At 40.4% G+C, this 13,791-nt stretch carries 11 protein-coding genes and 2 pseudogenes; 11 read left to right on the top strand and 2 right to left on the bottom strand.

The annotated features are described in order from the left end of the window. Nucleotides 1-310: 310 nt before the first annotated feature. From HMPREF2963_RS02465 to HMPREF2963_RS02455, 3 genes and pseudogenes are all read left to right on the top strand, one after another. Nucleotides 311-1,056: pseudogene (locus HMPREF2963_RS02465) on the top strand (DUF6261 family protein). A 139-nt stretch (nucleotides 1,057-1,195) separates the two neighbouring features. Beyond that, complete coding sequence (locus HMPREF2963_RS02460) at nucleotides 1,196-2,053, top strand: mechanosensitive ion channel family protein (protein ID WP_058670095.1); 858 nt, start codon at nucleotides 1,196-1,198, stop codon at nucleotides 2,051-2,053. Nucleotides 2,054-2,070: 17 nt separating this feature from the next. Beyond that, complete coding sequence (locus HMPREF2963_RS02455) at nucleotides 2,071-2,658, top strand: DUF4352 domain-containing protein (RefSeq protein WP_070668430.1); 588 nt, start codon at nucleotides 2,071-2,073, stop codon at nucleotides 2,656-2,658. A gap of 85 nt (nucleotides 2,659-2,743) precedes the next feature. Here HMPREF2963_RS02455 and gdhA read toward each other — a convergent pair whose 3' ends face one another. After that, the gene (gene gdhA / locus HMPREF2963_RS02450) at nucleotides 2,744-4,090 is read right to left on the bottom strand and encodes an NADP-specific glutamate dehydrogenase (RefSeq protein ID WP_070668427.1); all 1,347 of its coding nucleotides are present in this window, start codon (nucleotides 4,088-4,090) and stop codon (nucleotides 2,744-2,746) included. A gap of 583 nt (nucleotides 4,091-4,673) precedes the next feature. Here gdhA and HMPREF2963_RS02445 point away from each other — a divergent pair. Together HMPREF2963_RS02445 and msrB are read left to right on the top strand one after the other, a co-directional pair. Continuing rightward, entirely contained in the window at nucleotides 4,674-5,609 is a 936-nt protein-coding gene (locus HMPREF2963_RS02445) for a dihydroorotate oxidase (protein WP_070668425.1), read from the top strand. Between the two features lie 112 nt (nucleotides 5,610-5,721). Continuing rightward, a complete protein-coding gene (gene msrB / locus HMPREF2963_RS02440; RefSeq protein WP_003070919.1) occupies nucleotides 5,722-6,657 on the top strand; it encodes a peptide-methionine (R)-S-oxide reductase MsrB in 936 nt (311 codons plus the stop codon). A 145-nt stretch (nucleotides 6,658-6,802) separates the two neighbouring features. On the opposite strand, the gene HMPREF2963_RS02435 is transcribed toward msrB, so the two are convergent. After that, nucleotides 6,803-7,981, bottom strand: a complete 1,179-nt coding sequence (locus tag HMPREF2963_RS02435) for an ROK family transcriptional regulator (RefSeq protein WP_070668422.1) — start codon at nucleotides 7,979-7,981, stop codon at nucleotides 6,803-6,805. Between the two features lie 172 nt (nucleotides 7,982-8,153). On the opposite strand from HMPREF2963_RS02435, the gene HMPREF2963_RS02430 reads away from it, so the two are divergent. The 6 genes and pseudogenes from HMPREF2963_RS02430 (at nucleotide 8,154) to HMPREF2963_RS02405 (ending at nucleotide 13,761) form a co-directional block, all read left to right on the top strand. After that, complete coding sequence (locus tag HMPREF2963_RS02430) at nucleotides 8,154-9,419, top strand: PTS sugar transporter subunit IIC (protein ID WP_003026394.1); 1,266 nt, start codon at nucleotides 8,154-8,156, stop codon at nucleotides 9,417-9,419. A 12-nt stretch (nucleotides 9,420-9,431) separates the two neighbouring features. Next, complete coding sequence (locus tag HMPREF2963_RS02425) at nucleotides 9,432-10,328, top strand: DUF7916 family protein (protein WP_058670101.1); 897 nt, start codon at nucleotides 9,432-9,434, stop codon at nucleotides 10,326-10,328. 38 nt (nucleotides 10,329-10,366) lie between these two features. Then, entirely contained in the window at nucleotides 10,367-10,687 is a 321-nt protein-coding gene (locus HMPREF2963_RS02420; RefSeq protein ID WP_021002125.1) for a PTS sugar transporter subunit IIB, read from the top strand. Nucleotides 10,688-10,696: 9 nt separating this feature from the next. Then, on the top strand, nucleotides 10,697-11,020 hold the full coding sequence (locus tag HMPREF2963_RS02415; RefSeq protein ID WP_003070913.1) for a PTS sugar transporter subunit IIA: 324 nt from the start codon (nucleotides 10,697-10,699) through the stop codon (nucleotides 11,018-11,020). A 317-nt stretch (nucleotides 11,021-11,337) separates the two neighbouring features. Continuing rightward, nucleotides 11,338-12,244: pseudogene (locus tag HMPREF2963_RS02410) on the top strand (PTS transporter subunit EIIC); the annotation flags it as partial. A 251-nt stretch (nucleotides 12,245-12,495) separates the two neighbouring features. After that, complete coding sequence (locus tag HMPREF2963_RS02405) at nucleotides 12,496-13,761, top strand: CapA family protein (protein ID WP_070668420.1); 1,266 nt, start codon at nucleotides 12,496-12,498, stop codon at nucleotides 13,759-13,761. Nucleotides 13,762-13,791: the final 30 nt, after the last annotated feature.

The raw sequence follows: 13,791 nt of genomic DNA, 5'->3' as shown, positions 1-13,791 counted from the left end.
ATACTAAATGAGATGATTTTTCTGGATTTCGTTGACTGATGAGGTGAAACGAGACAATTTCACTTCGTCCGCGCGGCTGACAAGGCAAACGGCTTGTAGTTCAGACCGTCTGCCCGGCGGACGAGATAAATTTCTTTTGATTCATGCTGTCCGCCGGGCGGACGGAGTAAACCAAAAGGAAGAGAAACTTTCCCCCGAGCGGACGAAGCAAACGAAAAGTAGTTGAGGTCATCCGCCGCGCTGATGGAAAAAGGAGAAGTCATTGAGACGGTCACTTTAAGTGACAAATAAAAAAGGAAAGAAGGAATGTATGAAGCAAGAAAAGCTCATTGGACTTAAAATTAGCAATCTCCGCTCAGCCGAGTTTGTTCAGTTCATCACTCGATTTTTAGATGATGTGGAAAAAGAAGGGTTAGACTTCAAAAATGAAGAAGTGTTAGCTGCTTTGGTAAAGAAGCTAAAAGTGGCTCTGCCAGCTTATCAGGCTTCGCTGGGTCAGATTCGGGCGAGCGAAAAGTCAGCGTCTATTAGCGCGGCTGACGAGTTGCGTGACGCCGATTTACAAGCTTTGCGTGATGCGATTAAGCCTTATCAGGCAGCCAAGCGTGAAGAGGAAGAGTCAGCGTATGAAAGTTTGAAACGCCTCTTTGAGCAGTACAAGGGTGCACACACCAAGCACTACGAGGAAGAAACAGCCCTCATTGACAGCTTGCTGGAAAAACTCAAAACAGCCCCCTATAAGGAGCAGGTGGGGACTTTGGCGATTGGGAAATTTGTTGACAATCTGACGGAGAGCCACGCCGCTTTTGAGCAACTCTTTGCCTCCCGCTCACAAGAGAAGTTACAAAAAGTGAGCTATGATGTTAAACAATTGCGCAAAGAAGTGGCGACACCTTACCAACACAACAGTTGGCGGACTATGTCGAAATTTTAAGTCAGGTCAAATCAGATGAGTTTTACCAAAATGTCCTTTCCGTACTCAACAACAGCCGCAAATACTATGCGGATATTCTTGCCCGCCGCAAGGGGAAAGTGCCTAAAGTAGAAGTGAACTAATTAAAAAATGAGGTTGGGATCTTCCCAACTTTTTTGTACTCGTAGATGAGGTGAAAGCCAGATAAATTATCCTTGACGACAGAGTACGTGCGCCGATAAGACTCGGATATGGTATAATAGAAATAAGTAGGAGGTAGCTATGCTATTTGCGAACAAGAATGTATTCTCTCGTTATTTTGAAAAACTCAACTGGTCTCATTTGGTAGATGATGTCTTTAGCAAGCTCGTTTCACTTTTGCTCTTGCTAGCTCTCTTTTACCTCGCTAAAAAGCTGGTACATGTACTCGTAAGAAAGATTATCTCCCCCTCATTGAAACTCTCTAGTCAAGACGAAGGGAGGCAAAAGACCCTCACTCGTTTGATGGAAAATTTGCTGAATTACACCCTTTACTTTCTCTTGATTTATTGGATATTAGCGATTTTAGGCTTGCCGGTGTCTAGTTTACTAGCAGGAGCTGGGATTGCTGGGGTGGCAATCGGGATGGGAGCGCAAGGCTTCTTGTCTGATTTAGTCAATGGTTTCTTTATTTTGCTGGAGCGGCAGTTGGATGTCGGAGACAGTGTTCGTCTGACTAATGGCTCGATTAAAATCGCAGGAACAGTTGTGAGTGTCGGAATTCGGACGACACAAGTGCGCGATGCAGATGGCACTTTGCATTACGTTCCTAATCGCAATATTACTGTCGTCAGCAATCTCTCACGCGGTAATATGCGAGCGCTCATTGATATTCCATTATACGCTCAGACGGATTTGGAGAAGGTCACTCGGATTATCCAGCAGGTCAATCAAGAATATGCGGGCGATCAAGTAGAAATTTTGCAGGAACCGACGATTTTAGGTCCGCAAGTTAGCGAAAATGGTCAATTTTATTTTCGTATTAGTATTACCGTCCAAAGTGGTAGCCAAAGCACCGTTTACCATCAATTTTACAGACTGTATCATGACGCTTTATTAAAGGAAGGAATTGATTTGCCAACGATTTATGCACCAGCGTAAGCAGAAAGGAGATTATTATGGAAGAACAAGTACCGCATGAAATAAAAACCCCTGCCGGTCACGTCTATCGCTTGAAACAGCCCCTGTATAAGCAGCCTTTGTTTTGGACGACCATCATTAGCTGTGTCATGCTTGTATTCATGACCCTCGTGGTGGCTGGTTTAAGTATTTTTAACTTTGCCTTTCTAGGGCATGGTGCTCGAACTGCAGTTTATCAAGATAGTTATAAACATCACCGTCTGGGAGACAGCGTGCGTTTTGAAAATGGAATGAAAATCACTGTTCAATACATTCATGTGGGCTCCAAAGAGCGGATGAAAGGGCAAGCAACAGGAGCAACGATTACCGCCAAGGTCATTATCGAAAATACCTCTAGCGAATCTCTCCCTCTCAATGTCTATGACTTTGATTTACAAGACGAAATGGGAGAATCCTATGTCTTGGATGACGCTACTTTTGACACTGCCAACATAAAAGAGGAGCTTGCGGCGGGCGAAAAGGTGGAATGGAAGCTGATGTATGACGGTGAGGACGGCTCGCAGCAGCCCTATACTCTCGCTTATGACAATGTCAGGTGGGGAGAAACCAAAAGCGTGAAGTTTTAGAAATAACGATTGATTGCTTATTTCAGCAGAAGAACAGTAAAAGGCTGTGGACAAGTTTGTCCACAGCCTTTTGTCATGTATTCGTTTAAACAATTCCTTGGGCAATCATCGCATTGGCAATATTTTCAAAAGCAGCAATGTTTGCTCCGGCTAGATAATCGTTACCAAGATCGTAGTTTTCAGCGGTTGTCTTAGCAGTGTTGAAAATATTTGTCATGATGTTTTGGAGACGACTATCAACTTCCTCACGCGTCCATGAAAGACGGAGGCTATTTTGGCTCATTTCGAGTGCAGATACAGCAACTCCACCAGCATTGGCGGCTTTAGCAGGACCATAAAGGAGATTATGTTCTTTGTAAACGGCAATAGCATCCAAATTGCTTGGCATATTGGCACCTTCTGATACACAGCGAACTCCTTGAGCAACCAAGCGTTTTGCTGCTTCACCGTTGATTTCATTTTGAGTAGCACATGGCAGAGCAATGTCAAAGGAACCTTCGTAAGTCCAGACAGAGCCTTCGTAGTAAGTGGCACTTGCTCTTTCGGCAGCGTATTCTGTCAGACGAGCACGGCGTTTTACTTTCACATCTACCAGAAGATCAAAGTCAATTCCGTCCTTGTCAATGATATAACCATTTGAATCAGACACAGAAATGACTTTGGCACCGAGTTCAGTTGCTTTTTGCACAGCATACTGAGCTACATTTCCAGCACCGGATACGACAACGGTCTTTCCGTCAAAACTTTCACCGTTTGCCTTGAGCATTTCTTGTGTATAGTAAACAAGTCCATAACCAGTTGCTTCTGGACGAATCAAACTACCACCAAAGCCAATAGGTTTACCAGTCAAGACCCCAGCATCGAATTGGCGTAGGCGCTTGTATTGACCATACAGATAGCCAATCTCGCGTCCACCAACCCCAATGTCACCAGCAGGGACATCAAGAGAAGGACCGATGTATTTTTGCAATTCTGTCATGAAACTTTGGCAGAAACGCATGACTTCAGCGTCCGTCTTGCCTTTCGGATCAAAGTCAGAACCACCTTTACCACCGCCGATTGGTAGACCGGTCAAGACATTTTTAAAGATTTGTTCAAAACCGAGGAATTTCAAAATCCCTTGGTTGACTGTTGGGTGGAACCGAAGTCCGCCTTTATAGGGGCCAACTGCGGAATTGAATTGAACGCGATAACCGCGATTGACTTGCACCTTGCCGTTGCGATCAACCCAAGGGACGCGGAAACTAATCACACGTTCTGGCTCGGTAATGCGTGCCAGAATGTTTTCTTCAATGTATTCAGGATGTTTTTCAAAAACGGGCTCAAGTGTGTTTAAAAATTCTTCCACCGCTTGCAGAAATTCTGCTTCGTGAGCATTACGAGCTTTCACCAGTTCAAAAGTGTTTTGGATATATTCTTTAGCAGTTGTCATAGACTTCTCCTTAAATAAGATACGAAGACCGTGAAAAACAAAAGAAAAATAGGAAATATGACGAAGAAGCGATGCTTCAAGGAATATTTATCTTTTTTCTGAAGTTTTTAGGTCGAGTTCAATTACGCTGAACATGCTAGACTTTCGTCCGAGTTCGGTTGCAATAAGATACTAAGACCGTGAAAAACAAAAACATTCACATGACTATGTTTCTTAATATCCATGTCCGTAATTCACTATGCTCAAACGGTCATGGAAAAAATAGGTAGCCGAATAGAGATTGCTTTATATGATTAGTTAGATTTATCTCTTCTAGCTTTCAACAATCCTAACTCCATCACAGAACGAGACTTTCGTCCAAATCAGTGTAGATTAACGTTTATTACGTGTGTCATTATAGCAGAAAAATTTTATACTGTAAAGAAAAAGTTGAATTTTCCGAAAATTCCGACAGAATTTGATGCCGGAATTTTGCGTATCAAAAATTTATTTGTTTATCCCGAACATTTTTTTCTTCTATTCTGTTCAAAGAGTCATATTTCTGCTTTTAGTGGTACAATAGAAAAAACTAAAGGAGTATTTCATGGTATCAACTCAAACACAAATTGCTGGTTTTTCTTTTGACAATTGCCTGATGAATGCGGCTGGAGTAGCTTGTATGACAATAGAGGAGCTAGAAAAAGTCAAACAATCTGCTGCAGGAACCTTTGTCACTAAGACAGCCACTTTGCAAGCGAGAGTAGGAAATCCTGAACCTCGCTACCAAGATGTGCCGCTCGGCTCAATCAATTCAATGGGGTTACCAAATCATGGACTAGATTACTATCTGGATTACTTGTTAGATTTGCAAAAGATAGAACCCGATCAAACATTCTTTTTATCTCTTGTGGGATTGTCGCCAGAAGAAACTCACATTCTTTTGAAAAAGGTACAAGACAGTGATTTTAAAGGATTGACCGAGCTTAATCTGTCTTGTCCCAATGTTCCTGGCAAGCCACAAATTGCCTATGATTTTGAAATGACGGAAAAAATTTTGAGTGAAGTATTTGCCTATTTCACTAAACCGTTGGGGATTAAATTACCACCTTATTTTGATATTGCGCATTTTGATCAGGCAGCAGCGATTTTCAATAAATTACCACTTTGTTTTGTCAACTGTGTTAATTCGATTGGCAACGGGCTGTATATTGACGATGAAACAGTCGTCATTCGTCCGAAAAATGGGTTTGGTGGAATTGGTGGGGAGTACATCAAACCAACCGCGTTGGCCAATGTTCATGCTTTTTACCAACGTTTGAAACCGGAAATCCAAATCATCGGTACCGGTGGTGTGTTGACCGGCCGAGATGCTTTTGAGCACATTCTTTGCGGAGCCAGTATGGTGCAAGTCGGAACGACGCTCCATAAAGAAGGCGTAGGAGCTTTTAATCGTATTACAAATGAGCTGAAAGCGATTATGGCAGAAAAAGGCTATGAAAGCATAGAAGATTTTCGTGGGAAATTGCACTATATAGAGTAAAAAAGCGTTTTCTCCGTCTTTTTTCACATCATTCTCAAGAAAGTTCTAATCAAATCCTTATAATATTTTAGAGATTTATGAGAAAATAAGAACAAAGAAATGAGGTGTTTTTATGGCTGAAATTTATCTAGCAGGAGGCTGTTTTTGGGGGTTAGAAGAATATTTTTCTCGTATCAAAGGTGTGACTGCTACAACTGTCGGTTATGCCAATGGGCAGGTTGAGACGACAAACTATCAGCTGGTTAAGCAGACAGACCATGCGGAAACGGTTCATGTGACTTATGATGAAAATCTGGTTAGCTTGCGAGAAATTCTGCTCTACTATTTCCGTGTGATTGATCCGCTGTCTATCGATAAGCAAGGAAACGATGTTGGCCGTCAATACCGCACAGGGATTTATTATACAAATGACACGGATATGTCAGTCATCAATGAAGTCGTGAAAGAGCAAGAGCGGCAATGCGGTCAGGAGATTGCAGTAGAAGTAGAACCACTGCGTCATTATGTATTGGCAGAGGACTATCATCAAGATTACCTCAAGAAAAATCCCAGTGGCTATTGTCATATCAATGTTAATGACGCTTACCAACCTTTAGTAGATCCGAAACAATATGTGAAACCGAGTGAGCCAACTTTAAAGGAAACATTGTCTGAAGAAGCTTATCAGGTCACCCAACATGCTGCAACTGAACGACCATTCCAAAATGAGTATTTTGCAACTTTTGAAGAAGGCATTTATGTAGATGTGACAACAGGAGAACCACTGTTCTTTGCCGGTGATAAATTTGATTCGGGTTGTGGTTGGCCGAGTTTTACAAGACCAATTGCCAAAGATGTGATTAAGTATTATCAAGATAAAAGTCACGGTATGGAGCGAATCGAGGTACGTTCTCGCTCTGGAAATGCGCATTTGGGGCATGTCTTCACAGATGGTCCTCAAGACCAAGGCGGACTGCGCTACTGTATCAATTCGGCAGCACTACGCTTTATCAAAAAAGAAGAAATGGAAGCAGCAGGATATGGCTACTTACTTTCACATATGAAGTAACGTGGGACAAACTGCCATTAGAATAAAAAAGAAGGACTGGGCAAAAAGCTTAGTCCTTTCATCTTTTATAAGTATGATTGAAATAATTTGTTATAAATATAAAAATCAGGAAATGATAAAAACATATCATTTCCTGATTTTTTACTTAAACACTCAGCAATTCCTTTTGCAGACAAAGCGCAACGCCAGCTGTTGCACCAGTGAAGTCATTGTAGGGCTCGATAATGAGTTCAGGCAAGTCTTTGAAGAGTAGTTTTGGTTGTTGTGAGATTTCTTGATAGAAAGCTGCAATGACTTTGTCATCAGTCAAGATGGGACTGTGCAGATAAATTTTCTTTGCATCAATCATCATGCTAAGGTTTAGCAGGGATTGTGCCAAATACTTAAATGCCAAATGCAGGAGATTGAGAATAGCTTGGTCTCCTAAGTTATATGCTGTGAGGATAGTTTGAATCGTGATCTCTTCTTTATCTGTGACAAGTGATTTTAAATGTGTCAACTCGGCAGTTTCAAAGATGATTTTTGCTTTTTTTATCAGCCAGCTTTCACTAGCATAAGTCTGCAAACAGCCTCTGCGTCCGCAACCACAGACTTCTCCGTCAGGACAAACGACGGTATGACCAATTTCGCCGATGACAATATTGCTTTTGCCGTAGATTTTGCCATTGTACATATAAGAGCAGTGCATACCCCGTGCAAAATGAAAATAGATAAAATTCTCATCCAGTTGGTAAGCAGAAAAAAGGCGCTTTGCTAGTGCCATGCAATTGACATTATTAGAAAAGTAAATTGGAAAAGAAAACTCGTTTTTAATCTTCGCTAGATCAAATTGTTTCCATGTTTGATTGTTTGTTGTAATCAAATCATTGTGCAGATAGCGACCTGGAATGGCTACTCCTACAGCTTGAATTGTATAGGAATTGTTCCGAAAAATGAATTGTTCAAGTAAATGACAAAATAAATCAGCACCTTCTGCTAGAATTTTTTCCGAGCTGACAGTTGCTTTCTCTTTATCAATCACATTTCCTGTATTATCACTCAACACAAAAGAAAAGTATTTTTCAGACAGTTCACAGCCGATGAAATAAGAGTGCTGTTTTTTTATACCCAAGAGGATTTTCTTGCGTCCGACTTTTGCGTGTTCTTCATCTTCCCCCAGCTCATACAGCAGTTTTTCTTGGATCAAACTTCCTGTAATCGCACTAACTGTAGCAGGAGTAATGCCCGTCTCTTTTGAAATATCAATGCGAGAAATTGGCCCCTTGGCGTAAATTTTATCTAAAATAATTGTTCGTAACTCAGTTTGTTTTTTTGTTTGATTCATTATCTACCATCCTTCCCTGCATCTATTATATATTGATTATAAAAAATTATCAAATATAAGTGAAAGCGCTTGACTTCTTGGGATAATTGTTTTAAAATATAATTAAAAAGCGAGATAAAGTTGATTTTGTCTGCTATTTAATTATATATTATAATCAAAGGAGATTGTAAAGATGGACAAATTTTTACAAGCAAAACTAATGCCTATTGCTATTAAGTTGGGGAACAATAAAGGCTTAGTAGCAATTCGGGACGGCATTACGCTTGCGGTACCATTACTGTTGATTGGTTCTTTGTTTATGGTCATTGCTAGTTTTCCTGTTCCAGGATGGGAAGCTTATTTGACAAAAATTGGGGTTTCTGCCTATCTATGGAAAGGCGTGGATAGTAGTTTTGGTCTGATTGGTTTGGTAGCCAGTTTTGGGATTGCCTACTATATGAGCCGTCAATACAAAGTGGATGGGATTCCTTCTGGGATTATCTCGCTTGCTGCCTTTATCACAGTGACACCATTCCTTGCTACTAAAACAGGAAACGGTGTTCCCACAGCATTTTTAGCTTCACAAGGCCTTTTTGTAGCAATCATTCTTGGTTTGGTAAATGGTTATATCTATCAATGGTTCATCAATCATAATGTCCAAATTAAAATGCCTGATGGTGTTCCACCGGCAGTTTCAAAAAGTTTCAGCGCCATTATTCCAGGTGCAGTGATTATCACAGGCTGGTTGTTGGTTTATGCCCTTTTAGCAAGTTTAAAACTACCAAATTTGCATGCGGTAGCTCAAACTGTTTTAGGAAAACCGCTAGGTCTACTAGGTAATAATTTATTTGGTTTGATGATTCTAGTTGCTTTAAATAGTTCATTCTGGTTTGTTGGACTTCATGGAGGAAATGTTGTCAATGCGGTTATGAAACCATTGTGGCTTTCGAATCTCGATGCCAATAAAGTTGCTTATCAAGCAGGGGAAAAACTACCGCATATCTTTACCAGTGTCTTTATGGATAATTTCGTCTTCATTGGCGGTGGCGGCGCAACTATTGGCTTGGTATTAGCGATTGGTTATTTGGCGAAAAAGAGAAAATCAAGCAAGCAGATTAAAACACTGGCACCTATTACAGTGGTTCCAGGTTTGTTCAATATCAATGAGCCAACGATGTTTGGTGTTCCAATTGTCTTAAATATCTTGCTTCTGTTCCCATTCATTTTGGCACCGATTGCGAATCTCATCGTTGCATGGTCATCCATGGCAAGTGGTCTTGTACCGTTAACATATACTGACCCAGGTTGGACAACTCCTCCGATTATTAGTGGCTTGCTGGCAACGGGAAGTTTTAAAGCGTCTATTTTACAAGCTGTTCTTATTGTGATTGATATTTTAATCTATATTCCATTTGTAATTACTATTGAAAAACGCTTTAAAGCAGAAGAAAATCAGTAGGGAGATGAGAGTATGAAACGATTAATTAGTGCAAATCCTTCGGAAATTTTGAATATGACAGCCCAAGAATTGAAACAAAGCATTCAAGCGAGTGAAGGGCGAGTTGTCTTATCCGAAAATGTTGTCATTCGTGAAACCTTTGTCGGAGATATCACCAATGCTGAGATTGCAAGAGCTTTTGGTGCAGATATGATTTTGCTGAATTGCTTAGATGTTTTCCAACCAGAAATATTTGGTTTGGATTGTGAAAAAGAGCAAATTGTTCACGAATTGCATCGCTTGGTGGGAGCTCCGATTGGAGTGAATTTAGAACCTGTTGATTTGGAAGCTGATATGTTGGAAGAAGTGCAAGTGATTGCTGCTGGTCGGCAAGCTAGTCAGGCTTCTTTTGAACAAATTGAAAAATTAGGCTTTGATTTTGTCTGCTTAACAGGTAATCCAGGAACAGGAGTTAGCAATAAAGAAATTATTGATGCAGTAAAATTAGCTAAGCAGCATTTTTCGGGTTTGATTATAGCTGGGAAAATGCACGGTGCAGGGGTATCCGAGCCGGTTGCAGACATTCAGATAGCTGAACAATTATTAGAAGCTGGTGCAGATGTGATTTTGGTGCCAGCGGTTGGTACAGTTCCTGCTTTCAGTGATGAAGAAATGAGAGCTGTCGTAGATTTAGTACATAGTAAAAGAGGTTTAGTCTTAAGCGCTATTGGCACTAGCCAAGAGACGTCGGATATTGAAACAATTAAACAAATCGCACTTCGTAATAAAATTTGTGGTGTTGATATTCAACATATTGGGGATGCAGGTTATGGTGGTTTGGCAGTAGTGGATAATATTTATGCACTGAGCAATACTATTCGTGGCGTTCGACATACTGTGTCACGTTTAGCAAGATCCGTTAATCGGTAGAAAAGATCGTTGACTTTAATGAATAGAAAGGAACAATTATGACTAAAGTTACCATTATGTTGGCATGTGCTGCGGGTATGAGTACCAGCTTGCTTGTTACAAAAATGCAAGCTGCAGCCGATGAAAAAGGATTAGATGCAGAAATTTTTGCAGTTCCAGCACCAGAAGTAGATGATATCCTTTCTGAGAAGAAAGTAGATGTTTTGTTATTAGGTCCACAGGTGCGCTATCTTTTAGATCAATTCACAGAAAAGTTAGCTCAAAAGAATATCCCAGTTGGAGTTATCCCAATGGTGGATTATGGCATGATGAACGGTCCACAGGTGCTAGCGTTAGCCGAGGAACTGATCGGAGGCTAGAAGATTGATATGGAAAATTCAAATTTAGAAAGTATCATGTCCCTCATTATGTATGGTGGCGAGGCGAAGAGCAATGCTTTTGAAGCGATTCAAAAAGCTAAGAACGGTCTCTTTGAAGAAGCACATGAAAAGTTAAAAGCAGCAGATGAGGCATTAGTTTTAGCACACAAGTCACAGACAGTGATGCTGACACAAGAAGCTCAAGGTGAAAAAATTGAGCTCAGTCTTTTGATGGTGCATGCTCAAGATCACTTGATGACGAGCTTAACGTTTATTGATTTAGCAAAAGAAGTTGTTGCAGTGTATGAACGACTAAATCAAATGGTTAAATAATCTAATAACATTCTCTTTAAGAACTTTGATAGGTTGAACGACTTGTCAAAGTTTTTTAATATCCTTAACAGACGATTATTTTATTTATCACCTGATAATTATTTAAAAAAGTTTTAGAAACCGCTCGCAAATCTCAAAATTTGTGCTATGCTTAATTCATGGATTGTTACTGGTCATGCAGGCAAAACCTAGACAAATACGAGATATAAGGTAGGAAAACTACTTTCTATTTGGTGTATGTTTAGGTTTTTTTGTTACAGTTTTCTATATTTATATGTGTAACAAATGGCTGACCTAAAAATTAAAGGAGGCCTATTATGGAAAAAGATTATACGGACTTAGCTCAGGATATTCTCAATCACGTCGGAGGCTGTGATAAGTTAGCAGTGTTAAGCACTGTGTAACCCGTTTACGCTTTACTCTAAAAGGTGAGAGCAAGTCAGATACTGACTATCTTATGGCGCGTGATAGTGTAATGACCGTAGTGAAGGCTGGAGGTCAGTATTAGGTTGTGATTGGAAATCATGTCCCTGATGTTTATGCAGCGGTATTGGCAGTCGGTGGTGTGCAGGGGCAGGGTGCAGGTACTGTGGAAGCACATGAAGAAGCGGTGAAGAAAAATCCACTCGATGCCTTTATTGACTTTCAACCCTTCCTTGGTCCTTTAGCGGCAGCTGGGATTATTAAAGGTGTGGTCGCTATCCTGACCGCAACCTTAGGTTGGACAGCAAAGAACAATGGTGTTGCACTTGTCTTGACAGCAGCAGGTGACGGATTCTTCCAATTCTTACCGATTATGATTGCTCTCAATGCTGCTCATAAGTTCAAAATGAATGACTTCACTGCATTAGCAATTGAAGCAGCTCTAGTCTATCCGAACTTGGAAGCTACTATGACAGCTTTGGGGAAAGTTGGAGCAGTAAACTTCTTTGGTATTCCATTGGGCTTGCCGACAGGAGACTATCTGTCAACGGTTATTCCTGCTATTTTGGCAGTTTGGGTGGCATCTCACATCGAGATATTCATGAAAAAAATCACGCCAGACTTTGTCAAAGTGTTCATGGTTCCATTCGTGACTCTTATATTGCAGTATCTTTGACCTTCTTACTTGTGGGACCAATCGCTAATACAGCTTCTAGCTTGATTGGTTCTGGTTTGACAGCTATTCAAGGTTTCAGACTGATTCTTTATGGTGTGCTGCTGGGTGCTCAGTTACGACTCCTATCATTGTTACCAATATAGCTAATTATAAGGCAGTTGAAGCGCTAGCTCATGGTGATGTACGGATAGGCAACGCATTATTAAAAGTAAGTAAATAATTTAAGAAAAAGGACAAGTATTTATACAGTTTCAAACAGTTGGTCGAAAAATCCAATTGAAGAACAGTATAATCTGCTTCGTCCTTTTTATTATTTCTAATTTCCTGCGTTATGTTCGCTTCTTTATGCTACAATGTAGATAAAGGAGAATAGAACATGAAAAGAATGGAACGAAAAATACAGTCAGCGACCAATTGGCAGTTTATTTTAGGCTTGCTTTGCGCCGTGTTTGTAGCAGCAAGTGTGATTTTAGTAGCTGAAAAAATAAACGATAGCATTACGATTAAGGGAAAGTCGACAAAAACAGGTGTTGTACAAAAGAAAAAAATGTCTTCTACCCCAAATGGTGTACAGACGGCTCGTATCATGGCAAACGGAGATCTGCTATATCATGATCTTCTATATATGAGTGCTTTACAGTCAGATGGGACGTATGATTTCACAGAAAATTATCAATATGTCAAACCTTGGCTGAAAAAGGCGGACTTGGTATTAGGAGATTTCGAGGGGACTATCCGACCAAATTATCCTTTGGCGGGTTACCCACTGTTCAATGCGCCAGAGTCGGTGGTGTCAGCTATCAAAGATGCTGGTTATCAAGTTGTGGATTTGGCACACAATCACATTTTGGATTCTCAATTGGAAGGTGTTTTTTCAACAGCAAAAGCATTTGAGCAGCACGGAATTACACCGATTGGGGTTTATACACATAAAAACAGGGATAAAGCCTCACTTGTGATTAAAAAAGTGAATGGGATTAAAATTGCGCTCTTAGCTTATTCCTATGGGTTTAACGGCTTGGAGGAAAATATCTCTCATGCAGACTACAATCATCATTTGTCGGATTTAAATGAAGAAAAGATGAAAAAAGAAATTAAGCAAGCCGAAAAAGAAGCTGATATAACCGTTGTCATGCCTCAGATGGGGGTTGAATATCAATTGGAACCGACACAGGAGCAAAAAACTCTTTATCATAAGATGATTGAGTGGGGAGCAGATATTATTTTCGGCGGACATCCGCATGTCGTTGAACCATCAGAGGTCATCAAACAAAATGGACAAAAGAAATTCATTATCTATTCTATGGGAAATTTTATCTCCAATCAGCGAATCGAGACAATGGACGGTGTGGAAAATAAGAAATGGACAGAACGCGGCGTGCTCATGGACGTGACGGTTGAAAAATCAAAGAAAGGGACAATTATCAAGGATGTACAGGCACATCCGAGTTGGGTGAGTCGTGTGGCAAAAGGGACGTATTCACCGGAAGGCTATCCTCTCTACACCTACCAGACCTATATTTTGGAAGATTTCATTGAAGGTGGAAAATACCGTAATCAATTAGACCAAGCCACCAAAGAACGAATTGACACAGCTTATCAGGAAATGAATGAGCATGTAAATTTGAAATGGAGCAAATGAGTTTCGATTAAAATAAAAAGCGCTTAAAAG

Source organism: Streptococcus sp. HMSC067A03, from assembly GCF_001814295.1.
Lineage (GTDB): Bacteria > Bacillota > Bacilli > Lactobacillales > Streptococcaceae > Streptococcus > Streptococcus constellatus.
This window is presented reverse-complemented; position numbering and strand designations above follow the sequence as displayed.